At 68.8% G+C, this 18722-nt stretch carries 19 protein-coding genes and 1 pseudogene; 8 read left to right on the forward strand and 12 right to left on the reverse strand.

The window, feature by feature from the left end; all coding sequences use genetic code 11:
* Positions 1-17: 17 nt before the first annotated feature.
* Positions 18-1394 (forward strand): sodium/glutamate symporter, encoded by a 1377-nt coding sequence (locus C5B97_RS15365; RefSeq protein WP_219819821.1) that lies wholly within the window; start codon positions 18-20, stop codon positions 1392-1394.
* 96 nt (positions 1395-1490) lie between these two features.
* Here C5B97_RS15365 and C5B97_RS15370 read toward each other — a convergent pair whose 3' ends face one another.
* Together C5B97_RS15370 and C5B97_RS15375 are read right to left on the reverse strand one after the other, a co-directional pair.
* Positions 1491-2003, reverse strand: a complete 513-nt coding sequence (locus C5B97_RS15370) for a DinB family protein (RefSeq protein ID WP_104312875.1) — start codon at positions 2001-2003, stop codon at positions 1491-1493.
* Positions 2000-3103 carry a glutathione S-transferase family protein gene (locus tag C5B97_RS15375; RefSeq protein ID WP_104312876.1) on the reverse strand — a complete coding sequence of 368 codons (1104 nt, stop codon included), beginning with the start codon at positions 3101-3103 and terminating at the stop codon, positions 2000-2002. Before C5B97_RS15375 ends, C5B97_RS15370 begins: the two co-directional genes overlap by 4 nt.
* A 153-nt stretch (positions 3104-3256) precedes the next feature.
* Between C5B97_RS15375 and C5B97_RS15380 the strand changes: the two genes are divergently transcribed.
* Together C5B97_RS15380 and C5B97_RS15385 are read left to right on the forward strand one after the other, a co-directional pair.
* Complete coding sequence (locus C5B97_RS15380; protein ID WP_104312877.1) at positions 3257-4039, forward strand: glucose 1-dehydrogenase; 783 nt, start codon at positions 3257-3259, stop codon at positions 4037-4039.
* 68 nt (positions 4040-4107) lie between these two features.
* Positions 4108-4500, forward strand: a complete 393-nt coding sequence (locus C5B97_RS15385; protein WP_104312878.1) for a DUF1801 domain-containing protein — start codon at positions 4108-4110, stop codon at positions 4498-4500.
* A gap of 43 nt (positions 4501-4543) precedes the next feature.
* On the opposite strand, the gene C5B97_RS15390 is transcribed toward C5B97_RS15385, so the two are convergent.
* The 3 genes from C5B97_RS15390 to C5B97_RS15400 all read right to left on the reverse strand — a co-directional run bounded on the left by C5B97_RS15390 (position 4544) and on the right by C5B97_RS15400 (position 7627).
* Positions 4544-6202, reverse strand: coding sequence for a polysaccharide deacetylase family protein (locus C5B97_RS15390; protein ID WP_104312879.1), 1659 nt, complete (start codon positions 6200-6202; stop codon positions 4544-4546).
* Complete coding sequence (locus tag C5B97_RS15395; RefSeq protein WP_104312880.1) at positions 6199-6861, reverse strand: hypothetical protein; 663 nt, start codon at positions 6859-6861, stop codon at positions 6199-6201. The genes C5B97_RS15390 and C5B97_RS15395 overlap by 4 nt, the downstream gene beginning before the upstream one ends.
* Positions 6862-7012: 151 nt before the next feature.
* Positions 7013-7627 (reverse strand): TetR/AcrR family transcriptional regulator, encoded by a 615-nt coding sequence (locus C5B97_RS15400; protein ID WP_104312881.1) that lies wholly within the window; start codon positions 7625-7627, stop codon positions 7013-7015.
* A 215-nt stretch (positions 7628-7842) separates the two neighbouring features.
* Between C5B97_RS15400 and C5B97_RS15405 the strand changes: the two genes are divergently transcribed.
* Positions 7843-9105, forward strand: coding sequence for an MFS transporter (locus C5B97_RS15405; protein WP_104312882.1), 1263 nt, complete (start codon positions 7843-7845; stop codon positions 9103-9105).
* Positions 9102-10748, forward strand: a complete 1647-nt coding sequence (locus tag C5B97_RS15410; RefSeq protein ID WP_104312883.1) for an amidohydrolase — start codon at positions 9102-9104, stop codon at positions 10746-10748. The genes C5B97_RS15405 and C5B97_RS15410 overlap by 4 nt, the downstream gene beginning before the upstream one ends.
* A gap of 109 nt (positions 10749-10857) precedes the next feature.
* On the opposite strand, the gene C5B97_RS15415 is transcribed toward C5B97_RS15410, so the two are convergent.
* The 5 genes and pseudogenes from C5B97_RS15415 to C5B97_RS15430 all read right to left on the reverse strand — a co-directional run bounded on the left by C5B97_RS15415 (position 10858) and on the right by C5B97_RS15430 (position 13633).
* Positions 10858-11115, reverse strand: coding sequence for a type II toxin-antitoxin system RelE/ParE family toxin (locus C5B97_RS15415; RefSeq protein ID WP_104312884.1), 258 nt, complete (start codon positions 11113-11115; stop codon positions 10858-10860).
* Complete coding sequence (locus C5B97_RS15420; RefSeq protein WP_104252159.1) at positions 11112-11375, reverse strand: type II toxin-antitoxin system Phd/YefM family antitoxin; 264 nt, start codon at positions 11373-11375, stop codon at positions 11112-11114. Before C5B97_RS15420 ends, C5B97_RS15415 begins: the two co-directional genes overlap by 4 nt.
* A gap of 196 nt (positions 11376-11571) precedes the next feature.
* Positions 11572-11730, reverse strand: coding sequence for a hypothetical protein (locus tag C5B97_RS18385; protein WP_368845304.1), 159 nt, complete (start codon positions 11728-11730; stop codon positions 11572-11574).
* A gap of 89 nt (positions 11731-11819) precedes the next feature.
* Positions 11820-12635 (reverse strand): annotated as a pseudogene (locus tag C5B97_RS15425) (YhcG family protein); the annotation flags it as partial.
* A gap of 56 nt (positions 12636-12691) precedes the next feature.
* On the reverse strand, positions 12692-13633 hold the full coding sequence (locus C5B97_RS15430; protein ID WP_104312885.1) for a LysR family transcriptional regulator: 942 nt from the start codon (positions 13631-13633) through the stop codon (positions 12692-12694).
* Between the two features lie 121 nt (positions 13634-13754).
* On the opposite strand from C5B97_RS15430, the gene C5B97_RS15435 reads away from it, so the two are divergent.
* Complete coding sequence (locus C5B97_RS15435) at positions 13755-14747, forward strand: DUF1852 domain-containing protein (RefSeq protein WP_104312886.1); 993 nt, start codon at positions 13755-13757, stop codon at positions 14745-14747.
* Positions 14748-14767: 20 nt separating this feature from the next.
* Positions 14768-15802, forward strand: a complete 1035-nt coding sequence (locus C5B97_RS15440; RefSeq protein ID WP_104313033.1) for a methionine synthase — start codon at positions 14768-14770, stop codon at positions 15800-15802.
* 52 nt (positions 15803-15854) lie between these two features.
* Here C5B97_RS15440 and C5B97_RS15445 read toward each other — a convergent pair whose 3' ends face one another.
* A complete protein-coding gene (locus C5B97_RS15445) occupies positions 15855-16457 on the reverse strand; it encodes a thymidine kinase (protein ID WP_104252157.1) in 603 nt (200 codons plus the stop codon).
* 91 nt (positions 16458-16548) lie between these two features.
* A complete protein-coding gene (locus C5B97_RS15450; protein WP_104312887.1) occupies positions 16549-17058 on the reverse strand; it encodes a GNAT family N-acetyltransferase in 510 nt (169 codons plus the stop codon).
* Positions 17059-17146: 88 nt separating this feature from the next.
* Between C5B97_RS15450 and C5B97_RS15455 the strand changes: the two genes are divergently transcribed.
* Positions 17147-18385: an APC family permease gene (locus C5B97_RS15455; RefSeq protein ID WP_104312888.1), complete on the forward strand. Its 1239-nt coding sequence runs from the start codon at positions 17147-17149 to the stop codon at positions 18383-18385.
* The last annotated feature ends 337 nt before the right edge of the window (positions 18386-18722 follow it).

The following is an 18722-nucleotide window of genomic DNA, read 5'->3' on the forward strand; positions in this document are numbered from 1 at the left end:
CACAGAAAAGAGTCCCCGTGGAGTACACGCCTCAAGCTCTCCTCGTCGACGCAGGCCTCATCGGCATGCTGCTCATCATCGGTACGCTCGCGAGAGCCACGATCAAGCCCCTGCAGACCATGATGATCCCGGCTTCCGTCATCGCGGGTGCGCTCGGCCTGCTCCTCGGCCCGAACGGGTTCGGGCTGCTGCCCTTCTCCGACCAGCTCGGCACGTACGGCTCCCTGCTCATCGTCATCGTGTTCGCGTGCCTCGCGCTCACCGATGACTTCAATATCTTCAAGATCGGCCGCAACGTGGCCGGCTTCGCCGCCTACGGAGTGCTCATGTACTCGCTGCAGGTGGTCATCGGCCTCGTGCTCGTGCTGCTCCTGCTCGGCCCGCTGCTCGGGGCGCCAGACAGCATCGGCCTGATGCTCTTCGCCGGCTGGGCTGGCGGCTTCGGCTCTGCGGCTGCGATCGGGGCGGTGTTCGCGGATGCAGGGCAGCCGGAGGTGCAGTCGATCGCGTTCACGGCGGCGACCGTCGGCATGCTCGTCGGTGTGGTCGGCGGCATCATCCAGGCGAAGATCGGCGCGATGCGCGGCCACGCGAAGGAGTTCGCGGGCATGAAGGGCATGCCGGATGATCTGCGCACGGGCGTGCTCGACCAGGTCAAGGCGCGCCCCGTGATCGGCACGCACACCTTCTCAGGCGGCACGATCGAGTCGCTCGCATTCCAGGCGGCGATCGTCGCGGCCGTCGCCGCGGGCGCCTATGGCATCAACCTGGTGCTCGGCGAGCTCATCCCTGCGGTCGCGTTCCCGCTCTTCTCCATCGCGTTCATCGTCGGCCTCGTGCTCCGGGGCCTCATGGCGGTCACCAAGACCCGCAAGTACATCGACCCCGACTCGCTCCGTTCGGTCTCGGGCGCGGCGACCGACGTCCTCGTCGTGTGCGGCATGGTGTCGATCGTGCCGAGCATCGTCGCCGACAACTGGCTGGCGCTGCTCATCCTGTTCCTCGTCGGGCTCGCCTTCTGCCTGTTCCTGGGGTTCTTCGCGGCGCCGCGACTCATGCAGGACGGCTGGTTCGAGCGTCAGCTCTTCACGTGGGGCTGGGCGACCGGCGCCGTCGCGACGGGCATCGCGCTGCTGCGCATCGTCGACCCCCGCATGAAGTCGCGCACACTCGAGGACTTCTCGATCGCCTACCTGCCTGTGGTCCCCGTCGAGGTTGCCGCCATCACGTTCGTCCCACTGCTCGTCATCGGCGGCGCCGCGTGGGTCGCGGTCGGCATCTGGGGTGCGATCGCGCTGGTCGCGGCCATCGGAGGCGCGATCGTGATCTTCACGGGCCGCAAGGGGAGCGGCAGAGCTGGGTCTGATGCGAACGAGGCGGTGACCACGTTCTGAGGGCACTCCGCCCGCAGATGGGTTGTTCTCGCCCCATTTCGGGCGTCGAGACGGGGTGAGAACGACCCATCCGGAGAGGATGCGCCGAGCGAATCCTCAGCCGCGCAGGATCCCTGCCGCGTAGGCGGCCTGACCGATGTGCTGGGCCGCGTCGTCGATGATGCTGACGAGGCGGGCGGCTCGCGTGACGGGCGGGTCCCAGTCCTCGTCGATGACCTCGCCGAGGGCGTCTGCGCTGAGCGAGCGGATGTGCGCGCGCAGCGCATCCGTCGCGGCACGCAGGTAGTCGAGCAGCAGCGCCGCGTCGTCGACGACCACGGCCCGCGCCTCGGCGGGCGTGTGCCCGTATCCGACTGAATCGCCCAGCTCGTCGAGCCCGAAGCGGGTGTCGAATCCTTGCGAGGACCAGACTTCCTCACCCTCGGTGAGCCCGGCGACCTGCGCGTCGATCTCGCGTCCCGTGTGCCAGAGCAGCCAGGCGATCGAGTTGTCGTGCCCGCCCGGGTGCGCGTTGAGCGCGTCGGGGCTCAGCTCGGTGGCGAGGCGCCCGGCGGCTTCGAGGGGGCGCCCGGCGAAGTCGTCGAGCACGTCGACCGCGGACGCGCTCATGCGCGGGACCGCCCGAGGTGCACGAGGTCGTGGCCCGCTTCGATGGGCTCGAGGTTGGGTCCCGGAGGGGTGCCGTCGCCGAACGGGGAGCCGCCGAGCTGCTCGCGGAAGTGCGGCAGGTTCCAGTTGTGCAGCTCTGGGCCCGCTGGCACGATGCCGCTCGGATTGATGTCGCGGTGCACCTCGTAGTAGTGGCGCTTGATGTCGACGAAGTCGGTGGTGTCGCCGAAGCCGGGGGTCTGGAAGAGGTCCCGCGCGTAGGCCCACAGCACCGGCATCTCGCTGAGCTTCTGCCGGTTGCACTTGAAGTGGCCGTGGTAGACGGCGTCGAAGCGGGCGAGCGTCGTGAAGAGTCGCACGTCGGCTTCGGTGATGGTGTCGCCCATGAGGTAGCGGCGGGTCTCGAGCCGTTCGGAGACGATGTCGAGCGCCGAGAAGAGCCGGTCGTAGGCCTCGTCATAGGCCGCCTGCGAGCCCGCGAAGCCGCACCGGTAGACGCCGTTGTTGATCTCCGTGTAGATGTGCTTCATGACGGCGTCCATCTCGTCGCGCAGCGGCTCCGGGTAGAGGTCGGGCGCCCCGTCGCGGTGGAACTCGGTCCACTCGGTCGAGAAGTCGAGCGTGATCCACGGGTAGTCGTTGGTGACGACTCCGCCGCTTGGCACATCCACGATCGCGGGCACCGTGATGCCGCGCGGGTAGTCGGGGAAGCGAGTGAGGTAGGCATCCTGGATGCGCGGGATGCGGAGCACGGGGTCGAGACCGTCCGGGTCCTTGTCGAACGTCCAGGAGCGCTTGTCGTGCACGGGTCCGCAGACGCCCATCGAGATCGCGTCCTCGAGGCCGAGGAGGCGGCGGACGATGATGGCGCGGTTCGCCCAGGGGCAGGCGCGGGCCACGACGAGTCGGTAGCGGCCGGCTTCGACGGGCCAGGTCTGGATGCCGTCGCCCACCGGGCGGGCATCCTTCGTGATGCGGTCGCCGATGTAGTTCGTGTCGCGGTCGAAGGGCTGACCCGCTTTCGAGTACACGCCCTGCTCATCCGCTTCGTCGCGGGCTTCTTCGCCGTCTGGCCGTGCATCCTGCGTCGCCTGAGTCATGTCGCAATCCTAGGAAGCGGATGTGGATGCTCCCTGGGGGCGGAGGTGCGGGGTGGGAGGGCGTCAGGCTGCGGGAATAATTTCACTGGCCCAAGACATAACTAAAGTGTCGTCCTGCGACTGCCGGGCGATGCGATTCAACGAAGGAGCAGTATGTCCCGGTTCACCAACAAGGTCGTTCTGATCACTGGCGGAGGGTCCGGCCTCGGCCGCGCGACCGCCGTCCGCGTCGCGAGCGAGGGTGGGAAGCTCGCGCTCGTCGACATCTCCGAGCAGGGTCTCGAGGCGAGCAAGGCCGCCGTCCTCGAAGCTGCGCCAGACGCCGAGGTCTTCACGACGACCGCGGACGTCTCGAGCGAAGCCGAGACCGAGGCGTACGTCACGGCCACCGTGGAGCGCTTCGGCCGTATCGACGGCTTCTTCAACAACGCCGGCATCGAGGGCCGCCAGAACCTCACCGAGGACTTCGGCGCCGAGGAGTTCGAGCGGGTCGTCTCCATCAACCTCCGCGGCGTCTTCCTCGGTCTCGAGAAGGTGCTCAAGGTCATGCGCGAGCAGGGCTCCGGCTACGTCGTGAACACGGCTTCCGTCGGCGGCATCCGCGGCGTCGGCAACCAGTCCGGCTACGCCGCCGCGAAGCACGGAGTCGTCGGCCTGACCCGCAACTCGGCCGTCGAGTACGGCCAGTTCGGCGTGCGCATCAACGCCATCGCGCCCGGCGCGATCTGGACCCCGATGGTCGAGAACTCCATGCGTCAGCTCGACGCCGAGAACCCCAAGAAGGCGGCAGAGCAGTTCATCCAGATCAACCCGACGAAGCGATACGGACAGCCGGAGGAGATCGCGGCCGTCGTCGCGTTCCTCCTCTCGGACGACGCGAGCTACATCAACGCGGCAGTTGTGCCGATCGATGGCGGGCAGTCCGCGAAGTACTAGCCGGGCGCCGATCTCGGAACGGGGCGGCGGGCCCGACCGTCAGCAGGCCACGGGTCTACGCTGACGGCATGACCGCCGCCCCGTCCCCAGATGTCGACGCCTACTTCGCCGAGCTCGAGCATCCGCTGAAGGGCGTCGCGGTTGGCCTGCGCGAGTTGCTCCTCGACGCGCACCCCGCCGTCGTCGAGAGCATCAAGTGGAAGGCACCGAACTACGAGGTCGCCGACGACTTCGCCACCCTCAACCTGCGGCGACCGACAGCCGTGCAGCTCGTGCTCCACACAGGCGCGAAAGTGAAGCCCGAGCATCCGGAGATCGTGGTCTCCGCTCCCCCGAAGCCGCTCACGTGGCCCGGCCGGAACCGGGCCGTCGCGTCGTTCTCGAGCCTCGCCGAGTTCGGGGACGCCCGCGATTCGCTGGCCGACATCGTGGGGTCCTGGGCCGAGCAGGTCGAGGCCTGACCGACCGCGGACCCTGCAGCGTGCGACCCCAGAGCGGCGCCGATCAGCGCGCCGAGGTGTAGCTGTTCCCCGCGGCCGGGACGCCGCCGAAGATCTGGTCGATGGTGACGAGCACGAACCCTCGGTCGTGCAGGCCCGTGAGGATCTCGGGCACCGCACCCACCGTCGAGTCGTGGATGTCGTGCATGAGAATGATCGAGCCCGCCTCGGCCTCGTTCGCTCCGCGATCGACGATCGTCTCGTGCGGCGGCCCCTCCCAGTCGAGGGTGTCGATGTCCCAGAGGATCGAGGGCATGCCGACCTTCGTGAGCACACGCGCGTCGACGTCGCCGTACGGGGGCCGGAAGACGCTCGGCCGCTCGCCGGTCGCGGCGAGGATGGCGTCGTTCGTCTTCTTGACCTCTTCCTCGATCTTCTTGTCGTCGAGGGTCGTGAACTGCGGATGCGACCACGAGTGGTTGCCGAGCTGGTGCCCGTCGTCGTCGATCTGCCGTGCGATCTCCGGATAGCGCTGCACGTTCGGGCCGACGAGGAAGAAGGTGGCGGTCGCGTCCTGCTCGCGGAGCTGCCCGAGCAGGGTCTCCGTGATCGGCGCTGGTCCGTCGTCGAAGGTGAGGGCGACGCACGCGAACAGCTCGCAGTTGACGTCGCGCTCCCCCGCCAGCGGCCGTTCGCCAGCGAGCAGCGGCTGCGGCGTCGCGGAGGCCGCGACGAGCTCGCGGCCGAGGTCCGTGAGCATGGGGGCCGCCGCATCTGCTGCGATGTGGATGCTCGGGAAGCGGTGCGAGATCGGCTCGCCGACCACCAGCGTCGTCTCGCCGTCCGGGGAGATCGGCGGGGCCGCGTCCGCGCCGCCGGACACATCCATCTCGGGGGTGAGCAGACCGGCGGGGATGCCTATGCGCAGCCCGCCGTCTGGCGTCGGCGTGACGTCGGCGAAGCCCTGCGCGAGCACGGCGGCGTTGGTCTCGCTCGGCGGCGCGACCTGCGTGTCCCAGAGCGCTCCGAGCTCGCGGCGCGCGGCGAGCACGAGCTCGTTCCAGATCGAGAGCGCCGCGTCTGCCGTGATGACGTCGGCCCCGCCTGCTTGCTGCGCCGTGGCCGTGTCGGCGAAGAACACGAAGCTCTCGTCGCGGGTCACGGCCGGCGTCGCGCCGACGGTGCCCTCGACGACGCGCACGCGCTCACCGAACTCGCTGCCACTCGCCACCACGATCTCGCAGGTGATGACCAGCGCCTCCCCTTCGGTGGCGCCTCCCTGCGCGAGCACTTCCGCCGCGGGGGTACTGCTCGAGCCTGCTTCGCAGCCGCGGTTGCCGAGCCCGGCACCGGCCGCGGCGGCCTCCGGCTCGTAGACCGTGCCGAGACGTGATGCGAACGCGCCGACGGTGTCGATGACGAGCAAGCGGATGCGCGTGTTCAGGTCGGTCTGGCCCGGCACCTCCGTCCACCTCGCGTCCACCGCCGGCGCCGAATCGCGGATGCGGTAGTGATCGAGCGGGGTCGCGCCAGCCTCCGCGCCGGCGACGTCGCCGGTGGTCTCGTCGAAGCTCGTGACGGCGGCGCGCACGGGCGGCTGCCAGGCGAGATCGGGTGCTGGCGTGCAGGCCGCGAGCGCGAAGGTGGCAACGCCGAGCATCGCGACGCCGAGAAGGCGGCGGACGGGGCGGCGCTTGGAGCCCTGTCGGGTCGCATCCGTCATGCGACTGGCCCGCCGATGCTCTCGAGGATCTGGGCGATCGCCGGACGGTAGCGGTCGAGGTCGTCGGCGCTGGCGCTGAACTGCACCGACGCGTTCGGCGAGACGGCGCCCGGGCTCGACACGGCCGCGGCCCCGACCATCACACCGGGTGCGCCCTGCCCCTCGGCGGCGGGCTGCCCGTACTCGTAGCTGCCATGGCGAACCGAGAGCCCGTCCTTCGGGGCCTCGTCGATCCAGAACAGGCTGCCGAGCCCGGAGGTCAGGGCCCCCTCCGGCACCTGGCCGTCGCGCACGAGCGATTCGGCGGCCTCCACGGCTGCGGCGTCGGAGGCATCCACCATGGACAGCGGCTGCGCCGGCACCCGCAGGGTGATCTCGAGGCGCGCATCCGGGCTGCGAAGCGTGACGACATCTGTTCCGAAGTAGTGGGGCACGATGACCCACCCGGTCGGCGCGACGACCGAGACTCCCGTCCCCTCGCCGCCCACAGCGACCGTCTCGTCGGCTTCCGCCGCTCGGCTCGTCATCTGCGTGAGCAGCGAGCCGCCGAAGAAGAACCCGAGCACCGCGAGCGCAGCGACGAGCACGACGCTGAGCGCGACGTACAGCCAGGGGCTGCTGCGCGTGCGCTCGGGGGCGGCGTGATGCGGGGGCGTCATCGGAGGCTCCGGACTGTCGGGGGCGCGGACGGATGCACCCAGGCTACTGACTCGAGGGCCCATCCGATCGGTTCTCACGCGAAAGTTCGTGCCCCTCGCTGCGCCGGGGGCGGACCTGTGGTCGCTTCACCGGCGCGGGAGCGACCACAACTCACTCCTGGTCTCGCGAGGGGAGGCGGTCTCGGAGGGCGGCGAGGAGGACATCGAGGGCCAGCTCGAACGAGCGCTCGACGCGTTCTGGCCCCGATCGAGAGCCGGCGAGGAGCTTCCCGAAGAGCTGGGTGGGCGCCTCCGGCTGCCAGACCTGTTCCGGCGATGCAAGCTCGAGGCCGAAACCCAGCGCGAACGCGTCGATCATGCCGACGAGGGTGAGGATCTCGTCGTCGGGGAATCCGCCGGACTGCAGCGCCACGGCGAGGTCGTCGTAGGCGTCGATCACCGTCGGGCTCGTGATGGTCTTCCCGATGAGGAAGGGGAGGAGCGCCGGATGGTCGGCGTACATGCGCCGCTGTCGGCGCACGACATCCTCCACGAACGCGTCCCACGGTTGATCGGCGGGCAGCGTGCGATACCGCTCGACGAGGCGGCCACGCATGAGCTCGACGATGTCGTCGAGCCCGGAGACGTGCTTGTACAGCGATGACGGCCGCACGCCCAGCTTGCGGGCGATGGCGTTGACGCCGAACGGCTCGGCTCCCTCGACCAGCTCGAGGCCGGCGTCCGCGATGAGGGTCGGCGTGAGGCCCACGATCCTACGTCCGTCCATCCACTCGCTCCTTCGCGCGCTGCGACGTTGTGCATCCCGATTCGGGCATTCGAGGAAAATGTTCGGGATGACTACCGCTCGAGCCCGTCTCCGTGCATACTAGCGAACACCATTCACTGGCGAATGGTGTTCGCCAAACGTTCGTCTCCACGACGCATCACGACTCTGCACGCAGCGACCCGGCCCCGGCCGAGCCCAGACCCCACTGGAGCCCCATGACAACTGCAGCCGAACTCAGCACCCGGGTGCCCCTGCGCTTCGCGCCGGCCTCCGCGACGTTCGCCATCGCGATCGCGGGGTACCTCGCCGTGAACCTGTCGCCCTACATGATCAGCGCGGCGCAGGATGCGGTTGGCCTCGACGTCCTCGCCGCGAGCTGGCTCGTCACGGGCACGCTCCTCCTGACCGCCCTCGCAGGCCTTGCCGCCGCGGGCCTCTGCGCCGGGGCTCGCCGCCACCAGGTCGCCCGCATCGGGCTCGGCATCGCGACGCTCGGCTTCCTCGCTGCGGCCCTCGTCCCGGCGCTCACCATTCCCGGGCTGCTGATCGGCGGCATCGGAGCGGGCGGCGCCGTGGCCTCGGCGGGGGCGGCGATGGCGTCGTTCCGGAACCCAGACCGCGTTGCGGGCTGGAACGGCTTCGCGAACCGAGGCGTCATCACGATCGTCCTCGCAGTCCTCCCCATCCTCGGACTCGCGCCCCTCAACGTCTTCGGGGCGCTCGCCCTCTTCTCAGCCATCGGACTGGTGATGACGAAGTGGCTCCCCCGCGCACCCATCCTCGACCCCGGCGCCAGCCTCGGAACAGCAGGGGCCGCCACGGGTGAGGCCATGCCCATCGAGATCCCGCCGACCGGCACGATTCGCACGCAGAGCGCGGCGCCCTCGCGGCTCCTCACGATCAGCGGCTTCGGGCTCCTCATCGTCTTCGCGCTCTGGGCGGTCAGCGAGGACTCCCTCTGGGCCATGATCGGCATAATCGGCGCTGAGACCAGCGGCCTGACGCCGGAGGGGCTGGGCATCGCCCTCTCCGGCGCTACCGCCGGCGGGCTCCTCGGTTCGCTCGCGCTCATGGCGGTCGGCAACCGCCTCGGCCGTGCCGTCCCGCTTGTTGTCCTGCTGGTGCTGGGCGGCATCCTCAAGATCGTGCAGGGCACGCTCACCAACGAGACGGCGCTCATCGTGGCGTTCGTCGCCTGGAACTCGATCTACGCCGTCGCGTTCATGTACTTCCTGTCGACGGCGGCGGCGCTGGATGCTCGCGGCCGCTGGTCGGGTCCGCTGCTGTCGGTGTACCTCGTCGGCTCGGCCCTCACGCCCCTCATCGGCGCCAGCCTGAGCGAGCTCCTCGGCGCGCAGGGCTTCACGCTGGCGCTCGGCATCACGAGCTTCGTCCTCGCCGTACCGACCGGCATCATCGCCGCCATCTCCACTCGCACCGAACGATCCATCCCGAACACCGCGGAGGCACTCGTATGACCACCACCCTCTACCTGAACGGCCGCGTCTTCCAGGGCACCGCATCCGCTGACCCCATGGATGCCGCGGATGCCGCGGACCCGAGCGCGTTTGTCGTGCGCGATGGCAAGTTCGCGTTCGTCGGCGACGAGGCGGATGCTCGTGCCTTCGCTGCGGAGCCAGACGCGACGGTGGACCTCGGCGGGCAGCTGGTGCTCCCGGGCATCACGGATGCGCACACGCACCTCGTCATGATGGGCGAGGCGCTTGGCCAGGTCGGGCTCACGGACGCGCGCGACCTCGCCGAGGTCCAGCGCCTGCTCGCGGAGGCTCGGGCCGCTGACCCGGATGCGAGGGTCCTTCGGGGTCGGGGTTGGCTCTTCGACTCGATCCCCGGCGGCGCCCCGACAGCGGCGATGATCGACGAGGTCGTGGCCGATGTGCCCGTGTACCTCGACGCCAACGACTACCACTCGTGCTGGGTGAACAGCGCGGCGCTGCGCGAGCTCGGCATCACTCGTGAGACGCCGGACCCGAGCGGCGGCCGCATCGAGCGCGACGCCGACGGGGAGCCGAACGGCATGCTCTACGAGACCGCCGCGGTCGAGTACGCGTGGGTGCAGCGCGACCTCGCGATGACCGACGCCGACCGCGACGCCGCCGTTGAACGCGTGCTCGCCGCCTACAGTGAGGCCGGGGTGACGGGAGTCGTCGACATGGCGCTCAACGAGGTCGCCCTCGATGCGCTGCAGCGCGCCGCCGACCGCCGTGACGGCCAGCTTCCGCTGCGGGTCGCCGCGCACTGGCTCGTATCCAATGCCGACGACGATGTTGCGAACCTCGAGCAGGTCGAGCGCGCCAGAGCGCTCGCGACCAAGTACGCGTCGCCGTGGCTGCGGGTCGTCGGCATCAAGCTCATCCTCGACGGCACGATCGACGCCTGTACGGCGGCGATGAGCCAGCCGTACTCGGACGGGTCGAACGCCGACGCCATCTGGCCGGTGGAACGTCTGCTCCCCGTGGTCGCGGCCGCTGATGCGGCTGGCCTGCAGATCGCGATGCACGCCATCGGAGACGCCGCGAGCACGATGGCACTGGATGCGCTCGAGCACGCGTTCGTGGCGAACGGCGACATCGTGCGTCGGCACCGCATCGAGCACCTCGAGTACGCCGCACCCGGCACGGCGGAGCGCATGGCGGCGCTCGGCATAACCGCATCCATGCAGCCCGTGCACGCCGACCCCGCGATCCTCGGCAATTGGATCGCGCAGCTCGACGACGACCGTGTGGAGCGCGGCTTCGCGTGGCACGAGTACGAGGATGCGCAGGCGACGCTGGCGTTCTCGACGGATGCGCCCACCGCTCCGTACGGTCCGCTCGCGAACCTCTACGTCGCAGCGACCCGCGAGTCGGCGCTCGACCCTGCTTTCCCTGCCGCGCAGGTACTTGGGCGCACGGTGCCGATCGAGCGCGCGATCGTGCACGCGACGCGGGATGCGGCAGCCTCGGTTGGTGACGCGAGCTGGCGGGGCAAGATCCGCGAGGGCTTCGCTGCCGACTTCTTCGTCGTCGACACAGACGTGCTGAGCGAGCCCGCCGCGAGCCTGCTCACGGCGCGGACGGTGCTGACGGTTGTCGGCGGGCGGGTGACGTTCGAGGCGTGAGGTCGCGCCTAACCGAGGACAGGTGATCGCGCAGAAACGGGGTCAGGACCACACGGGAAGCAGCGCTGGCCGCCCCAAGTGTGCGCACAGGAGCGAGTACTCGCCCCGCCTACTTGTCGTGGACCTCACGCCGGTGGCCAGCGTGAACGATCACCACGGTCAAGACGTCGTCCTGAATGCGATACAGCACGCGGCAATCACCGGTCCGAACGCGCCACTCAGGGCGTCCGGTGAGCTTCTTCGCGGCAGGTGGTCGCGGGTCCTCCGCGAGCAGCTCGACCGCGGCCTGGATGCGACGCTTCGCTTCCGGCGGGAGCTTCTTGATGGCTCTGGCCGCCGCCGGGAGGACCAGGATCTGGTAGCTCACAGAGCGAGGCCGAGGTCACGCTTGACGGCATCCCACGGAATCGGCTCCTCCCCCAGCGCCTCGGTCTCTTCCCACGCAGCGTCCACTGCTCGAATGTCCGCGAGTTCCTCTGCGTCCTCGAGGAGCTGCTGCAACTGGGCGGCGTCGATCACGGCCGCGACGGGCCGGTTCCGCCGAGTCAGGTACACGGGCTCGAGGCGCGCGTCGTCGATGATCGAGGCCAGGCGAGCACGGGCATCGGTGATAGCGATCTGACTCATGGGGACAGCGTACGTCGAATCGAAGAAAACGTACAGAGTGCGCGATAATGCACTGAAAGTTCGAGACCAGGGAAGCGATCTGAGGTTGCCCCTACCCGAGCAGTTCCACACCCGCCTCCGCGACAACCGCCCGCACCTCGTCGAAGTACCGCTGCGCCTGCTCGGTGAGGGGGATCGCGGAGTTGAGTGCCTGAATCTAGTCGTTCTCGGCTACGTCGATCGCAATCCTCGTCAGAGCCTCCTCAGCTGGCAGCGCCGCCTGGTCTGCGGGCGACAGCTCGTATCGACTGACAGCGACCGGTTGCTTCGAACCGGCCAGTGAGTACTTGACGACCGTTTCGTTCTTGTCCGCCACGAGCAGAATGCCGACAGTGGAGGCATGAACTCGGGGATCCGCATCTGCTCGTCCACGAGCGCAACGTAGAAGCCGAGTTGTCCGGCGTCACGCGGGTCGAATTTCGTTGTCTTCAACTCAACGACCACGAATCGCACTTGCTGCCAGTTGAAGAACAGCAGGTCCACGTAGAAGTCGTCGCCGTCCACTTCGAAGTGCACTTGCCTGCCGACGAAGGAGAACCCCGAGCCGAGTTCACGGAGCGTCTCTACGACACGAAGCGTGAGCCGCTCCTCAAGTTCGCGCTCGCTCGCGTCCGAGTCGATCGCAAGGAAATCGAGGGCATACGGATCTTTGGTGAGCTGCTGGGCAAGCTCAGAGTCGGCGCGTTTCAGCGCTGACCCGAAGTTGGATGGCGCGGCTCCAGCCCGCTCGTGCAGACGGGCCGCGATCTGGTGTTGCAGAACCGCCCGACTCCACCCATGGTGGGCATCCTGGGCGGCGTACCAGTCGCGAAGGCGTTGGTCGTCGAGCTTGTCCAGGAGCTGGATGGTGTGGCTCCAAGGCAATTGGCCAACAGGCTGTTGGCGAATTCGATCCTCGCTCGGCCAGGCTTCCGCGAGCCGACGCGCATACTTCAGGTTCGACTTCGAGAAGCCCTTCATCGTGGGGAACTCGGCGCGAAGATCCGCCGCGAACCGGGCCAGCACACCGCTGCCCCACGACTCGGTGCGCTGCCGTTCGATGATGGTGTGCCCAATGAACCACCACAATGCGATGACTTCGGTGTTCGCCTTTCGCTGCACGACGAAGCGTGCTTCGTGCGCGCGCCGGACTACAAGGGCCAGCGTCTGTGCGTACCCGGACGGGAGTATCTCAGTCACTCCCCCAGCGTCCTCCACACCACCGACAAAACCACGCCTCATCGGCGCGATCCGCCAACAGCCTGTTGGCGAATTCCGGAGCACCCCTGACACTCCCCCTACCCGAGCAACTCGACCCCCGCCTCCGCGACAACCGCCCGCACCTCGTCGAGGTACCGCTGCGCCTGCTCGGTGAGGGGGATCGCGGAGTGGCCGATCCAGCCGATCTCGATGCGTTCATCCACGTCCAGCGGCACCGCGACGATGCCGGGGTCGAGGTCATCACTGATGATGCCGGTCGAGATGGTGTAGCCGTCGAGGCCGATCATGAGGTTGAAGATCGTCGCCCGGTCGGAGACGCGAATCTCCCGTCTGCTCGACAGGGTCGAGAGGATCTCCTCAGCGAAGTAGAACGAGTTGTTCGCACCCTGGTCGAACGTGAGCCTGGGCAGGTCAGCCAAGTCGTCGAGCGTCGCACGCTTCCGGGACGCGAGCGGGTTCCGCCGCGAGACGAAGATGTGCGGCTGCGCGAGGAACAGCGGATGGAACACCAGGCCTGAATCCCGCAGCAGCTTGTCGATGACGTTCCCGTTGAAGTCGTTCCGATAGAGGAGACCGAGCTCGCTGCGGAGCGTCCGCACGTCCTCGATGATCTCCCACGTGCGGGTCTCGCGCAGCGAGAACTCGTACTCGGCCGCCCCGGTCGCCTTCACCATCCGCACAAACGCATCCACCGCGAACGAGTAATGCTGCGCCGACACCCCGAGCAGACGCCGCGACGGCGGACGACCCAGATACCGCTGCTCGAGGAGCGCCATCTGCTCGACCACCTGCTTCGCATACCGGAGGAACTCGGTGCCGTCAGTGGTGAGCGAGACGCCGCGCGCCGACCGAACGAGGAGGGCTCGACCCACGCGCGACTCGAGGTCCTTCATCGCCGCCGACATCGTCGGCTGGGCGACAAAGAGGACGTCAGCGGCGGCGCTGATCGAGCGCTCCGCGGCGACCTCCACGAAGTAGTGCAGCTGCTGCAGGGTCACGCCGTTCGATCGCCGACTCATAGCCCAAAACTATAGTGACGAATAGTTGCGACGGATTACCCGATAGCCAGCGCCCGCCTGCACAATAAATGCATCCACGCCCACAGGCCTGCCGGCCTCACGACTCCCGGATTGGCCTCACATGGCGAACGACATCACGTTCAACATCACCACCACGCGCTTCGACGAGCACTACGCGCCGTCGGACAGCTCCCGCATCACCACGAACTTCGCCAACCTGGCACGCGGCGAGCACCGCCAGCAGAACCTCCGCAACGCGCTCACGATGATCGACCGGCGCTTCAACGACCTCGCCCGCTGGGACAACCCCACCGGCGACCGCTACACGCTCGAGCTCGACATCATCTCCGCCTCGCTGCAGTTCGACGACGACGGCGACGACCGGGAGTTCCCACTCCTCGAGGTCCTCGACATCGGCATCGTCGACCAGCAGACCGGCAAGCGCCACCAGGGCATCGTGGGCAACAACTTCTCCTCCTACCTGCGCGACTACGACTTCAGCGTTCTGCTGCCAGCCGCGAACGCGGGCGGCACCGGGTTCACCCTGCCGGACGGCTTCGGCGAGCTGCACGGCAAGCTCTTCCAGCATTTCCTCGACTCCCCCGCCTACCAGGAGCGGTTCCACAAGGCCCCCGTCATCTGCATCAGCGTCTCCACGAGCAAGACCTACACGCGCACCGACAACCACCACCCGGTCCTCGGCGTCGAGTACCGGCAGGACGACTACTCGCTGACCGACCAGTACTTCGGCAAGATGGGCCTGCAGGTCCGCTACTTCATGCCGCCAGGCAGCGTCGCGCCCCTCGCCTTCTACTTCCGCGGCGACCTGCTGAGCGACTACTCGCTCCTCGAGCTCACCGGCACGATCAGCACCATGGAAGCGTTCCAGAAGATCTACCGCCCCGAGATCTACAACGCCAACTCAGCCGCCGCGAACGTCTACAGCCCCACGCTCGACCAGCACGACTTCTCCCGCACCGAGATCGGCTACGACCGCGAAGAGCGCAGCCAGCTCGCGAAGACACAGGGCGCGTACACGGCCGAGCACTTCGTGAAGCCGCACGGCGACGTGCTGGATGCGTGGGCCGCCAACTACTCCGTCTCCGCCCGATGACCGACGAAGGATCGACGATCATGAACACCCTCCTCCCCGTTGCCAGCGTTGGCAGCCTGCCCAAGCCGTCGTGGCTCGCGAAGCCCGAGGTCCTCTGGTCTCCCTGGGAGCTCGAGGGCGCAACGCTCGTCGAAGGCAAGCAGGATGCGCTGCGCATCGCCGTGCAGGAACAGCGCCGACGCGGCGTCGACATCATCAGCGACGGCGAGCAGACCCGTCAGCACTTCGTGACGACGTTCATCGAGCACCTCGAGGGCGTCGACTTCGAGAACCGCGAGACGGTCCGCATCCGCGACCGCTACGACGCGAGCGTCCCCACGGTCGTCGGCGCCGTCAGCCGCAAGCAGCCCGTCTTCCTCGACGACGCGAAGTTCCTGCGCGCACAGACCGACCAGCCCATCAAGTGGGCGCTCCCAGGGCCGATGACGATGATCGACACCCTCTCCGACCGGCACTACAAGAGCCGCGAGAAGCTGGCGTGGGAGTTCGCGACCATCCTCAACCAGGAAGCCAAGGAGCTCGAAGCGGCCGGCGTCGACATCATCCAGTTCGACGAGCCCGCCTTCAACGTCTTCTTCGACGACGTGGCGGACTGGGGAGTCGCAGCCCTCGAGCGCGCGGCAGAGGGCCTGCGCGCCGAGACGGTCGTGCACATCTGCTACGGCTACGGCATCAAGGCCAACAACGACTGGAAGGCGACCCTCGGGGCCGAGTGGCGCCAGTACGAGCGGACGTTCCCGCTCATCCAGAAGTCCTCCATCGACATCGTGTCGCTCGAGAGCCACCACTCCCATGTGCCGACGGACCTCGTCGAGCTCATCCGCGGCAAGAAGGTCATGCTCGGCGCCATCGACGTGGCAAGCGAGCAGATCGAGACGCCGGAAGAGGTCGCCGACACCCTCCGCAAGGCGCTCCAGTTCGTGGATGCAGACAAGCTCATCGCGAGCACCAACTGCGGCATGGCTCCCCTGCCGCGCGACGTCGCCTACGGCAAGCTGAGCGCGCTGGCTGCGGGCGCTGCGATCCTGCGGGCAGAGCTGGGCGAGCAGGCCTAGCCGCTCGCCCGGAATGAACGCGACGGGGTCGGGTGCGCCGGTCAGCTACGACCTAGACGCGCCCGGCCCCGAGCCGTCCGTGCGACGCTTCGAGGTAGCAGTTTCCGCACATCGACTCGTAGCTGACCTCGCCCTGGTCGATCGCGACCTGGCCGCCGTCGAACACGAACTCGCCAGCGACGCGGCGACCGTTGAAGATCGCTTTCCGTCCGCAGCGGCAGATCGTCTTGAGCTCCTCCAGCGAGTGCGCGATCTCGAGCAGCCGCTGGCTGCCGGGGAATGCGATCGTCTGGAAGTCGGTGCGGATGCCGTACGCGAGCACGGGGATGCCGTCGAGCACCGCGATGCGCAGCAGCTCGTCGACCTGCCAGGTCGTCAGGAACTGCGCCTCGTCGACGAGCAGGCATGAGATGGGCTGCCCGTCGGCGACCAGCGCCGCGAGCTGCTCTCGGGGACTGTCCTCGGCACCCACGAGGATCTCGACGCGCCTCGTCATGCCGAGGCGAGAGGCGATCTCGCCCTCGGCCTTCGTGTCGACCGCGGGCTTCGCGAGCACAACCCGGTGCCCGCGCTCCTCGTAGTTGAACGCCGCCTGCAGCAGGGCCGTCGACTTGCCCGAGTTCATCGCCCCGTAGCGGAAGTACAGCTTGGCCATGGTCCTCCTCGTTTCAGGGCTGAGCCCGGTCGATCGTACCCGCACGCAACGGCATGCGCCCACCCCGCGGCGCCGACGCCGACGTGCGACGTCAGAGCCGCTTGACCATCTCCAGCTCCCGCTTCCGCCGGTTCAGCGGGTACGGAATCGTGGAACCCGTCGCGACGAACCCGCGCCGCTCGTACGCAGCCCGAGCCCGGTCGTTGTCCTCGTGCACGTGCAGCATGAGACCGGATGCGCGCGACGACGCCCACGCCTCGACCTCGCCGAGCAGCGCATCCGTCACCCCCGCCGCCGGGCCCCGGTAGCCCTCCGCCACGTAGACGCTCACGAGCATGGGCCACGGCTCGTCCCTGAAGGAGACGCAGCCCATCGTGCCGACCCAGCTGCCGTCTTCGAGCTCGGCGACGAGCGAGATGCCGTCGGCGGCCGCGCCCCGCGCGCCACGCCTGCGCCACTCCCGCTCATCATGGCCGAACGCCTCCGCGAGGGTTTCCGTGTACGCGATCGGGGTGTCCTTGAGCATCTCGATCCTGATCGCCCGCACCGCCCGCCAGTCATCTGGCGTCGTCGCACGAATCGTGAACTGAGCTTCGGTCATCGCACGAGCGTACTCGCCGCGCGGCGTTCACCTGCCGCCTCTATCGTCACCTCGACAGCACGGTGGCACGGACGAGGTGAGGCAGCGGATGACGACAGGTGCGGGGCCCAGGAAGATCGGCACTCTCGGCGCGACGGCCATCGGCGTCTCCGCGATGCTCGGCGCCGGAGTCTTCTCCGCCTTCGCCCCGGCGGCACAGGCTGCGGGCGGCTGGCTCCTCCTGAGCCTCGCGGTCGCGCTCGCCGTGGCCGCGAGCAACGCCGCCTCGACCGCGCAGCTCGCGCGCCAGCATCCGGGAGCAGGCGGCGTGTACCTCTACGGCCGCGAGCAGCTCGGCGAGTGGCCGGGGTTCCTCGCCGGCTGGGGGTTCGTGATCGGCAAGACGGCGTCGGTCGCCGCCATGGCCATCACCGCCGCCGCCTACCTCGTGCCCGAGCCCTTCGCCCGGCCGGTCGCGCTCGCCGTGCTGCTCGCCGTCACGGCGGCCGGGATGCTCGGCATCACGCGCACCGCAACCGTCGCGACGGTCATCGGCAGCGTGGTGATCGCTGGGCTGATCGGCGTCATGATCGTCGCGCAGGTCTCTCCGCCGATGTTCGGGTCAGCGAGCGGCGACGATGCCCTGTTCTCGGCGCACGGGGTGCTGCAGGGGGCCGGCATCCTGTTCTTCGCTTTCGCCGGTTACGCCCGCGTCGCGACGCTCTCCGAGGAGGTGCGCCATCCAAGGCGCACCGTCCCGCGGGCGATGTTCCTGTCGTTCGTGATCGTGAGCGCCCTGCTGGCCGCACTCGGCTGGGTCCTCCTCACCATGCTCGGTCCAGGAAGACTCGCGCTCACCCCGGCCCCGATCGCGGCGCTCGTCGAAACCCAGCCCGTCGCAGTCGCCGCGGTCAGCATCCTCGCCGCCTTCTCGTCGATCGGCGCGCTCTCGGCCGTCCTCGCAGGCAGCTCCCGCACCGCCATGGCGATGGGGCGTCGAGGTGACCTCCCCGGTGCGCTGGCGCAGCAGCATCCGTCGACCGCGGTGCCGAGAGCCGCGGTGCTGGCCGTCGCGGTCGGCGCCGCCCTGCTCATCTGCGTCGGCGACATCCGCGAGGTCATCGGCTTCTCGAGCGCCGGCGTGCTCGTCTACTACCTGGTCGCCAACCTCAGCGCCCTCACGCAGGCGCGGGAGCACCGCAGCGCGCCCCGCGCCCTGTCGCTCTTCGGCGCCGCGGGCTGCGTCGCCCTTGTCGTCACCCTGCCACCGCTCGCCCTGGTGTCTGCCCTCGCGGTCTTCCTCGTCGGCGTCGTCGCGCGCCTCGTGCTTCGGGCGAGACACGGCTGACCGAGCGCTCGCAGCCACGTGGCGCGTGGCCGCGGTTGCGCCCGCGTGGCGCGTGTCCGCAGCAACGCGTCCGCGCCACAGCGGCTCGCGGCACGAACGGGCTCGACGCGGACAGTCACGGTGACGAGGCGACGAACATCGCCCGCTGAAGCAGCATTTTCGACCTGACGTCACCTTGACTGGCACATGAGGTGTCGACAACGACGCAGACCCACATCACCATGACCCCCTGGCGCGGTGAGAGCTCGAAGGCCCCAGCGCTCCGCACGCCAGCGAGGCCGCCCCGCGTGTGGGGGACGGCCTCGGTGGCGTGCGGTGACGGGCCGGGGTGTTGCCC

This window comes from Pseudoclavibacter sp. RFBB5 (assembly GCF_002931555.1).
GTDB lineage: Bacteria > Actinomycetota > Actinomycetes > Actinomycetales > Microbacteriaceae > Pseudoclavibacter.

Bases quoted from the DNA above. Each gene is read 5' to 3' on its own strand.
- C5B97_RS15455 (WP_104312888.1), top strand. From the start codon at position 17,147: ATGACGACAGGTGCGGGGCCCAGGAAGATCGGCACTCTCGGCGCGACG.
- C5B97_RS15380 (WP_104312877.1), top strand. From the start codon at position 3,257: ATGTCCCGGTTCACCAACAAGGTCGTTCTGATCACTGGCGGAGGGTCC.
- C5B97_RS15450 (WP_104312887.1), bottom strand. From the start codon at position 17,058: ATGACCGAAGCTCAGTTCACGATTCGTGCGACGACGCCAGATGACTGG.
- C5B97_RS15400 (WP_104312881.1), bottom strand. From the start codon at position 7,627: ATGGACGGACGTAGGATCGTGGGCCTCACGCCGACCCTCATCGCGGAC.
- C5B97_RS15370 (WP_104312875.1), bottom strand. From the start codon at position 2,003: ATGAGCGCGTCCGCGGTCGACGTGCTCGACGACTTCGCCGGGCGCCCC.
- C5B97_RS15445 (WP_104252157.1), bottom strand. From the start codon at position 16,457: ATGGCCAAGCTGTACTTCCGCTACGGGGCGATGAACTCGGGCAAGTCG.
- C5B97_RS15440 (WP_104313033.1), top strand. From the start codon at position 14,768: ATGAACACCCTCCTCCCCGTTGCCAGCGTTGGCAGCCTGCCCAAGCCG.
- C5B97_RS15395 (WP_104312880.1), bottom strand. From the start codon at position 6,861: ATGACGCCCCCGCATCACGCCGCCCCCGAGCGCACGCGCAGCAGCCCC.
- C5B97_RS15410 (WP_104312883.1), top strand. From the start codon at position 9,102: ATGACCACCACCCTCTACCTGAACGGCCGCGTCTTCCAGGGCACCGCA.
- C5B97_RS15385 (WP_104312878.1), top strand. From the start codon at position 4,108: ATGACCGCCGCCCCGTCCCCAGATGTCGACGCCTACTTCGCCGAGCTC.
- C5B97_RS15405 (WP_104312882.1), top strand. From the start codon at position 7,843: ATGACAACTGCAGCCGAACTCAGCACCCGGGTGCCCCTGCGCTTCGCG.
- C5B97_RS15430 (WP_104312885.1), bottom strand. From the start codon at position 13,633: ATGAGTCGGCGATCGAACGGCGTGACCCTGCAGCAGCTGCACTACTTC.
- C5B97_RS15420 (WP_104252159.1), bottom strand. From the start codon at position 11,375: ATGAGTCAGATCGCTATCACCGATGCCCGTGCTCGCCTGGCCTCGATC.
- C5B97_RS15390 (WP_104312879.1), bottom strand. From the start codon at position 6,202: ATGACGGATGCGACCCGACAGGGCTCCAAGCGCCGCCCCGTCCGCCGC.
- C5B97_RS15435 (WP_104312886.1), top strand. From the start codon at position 13,755: ATGGCGAACGACATCACGTTCAACATCACCACCACGCGCTTCGACGAG.
- C5B97_RS15375 (WP_104312876.1), bottom strand. From the start codon at position 3,103: ATGACTCAGGCGACGCAGGATGCACGGCCAGACGGCGAAGAAGCCCGC.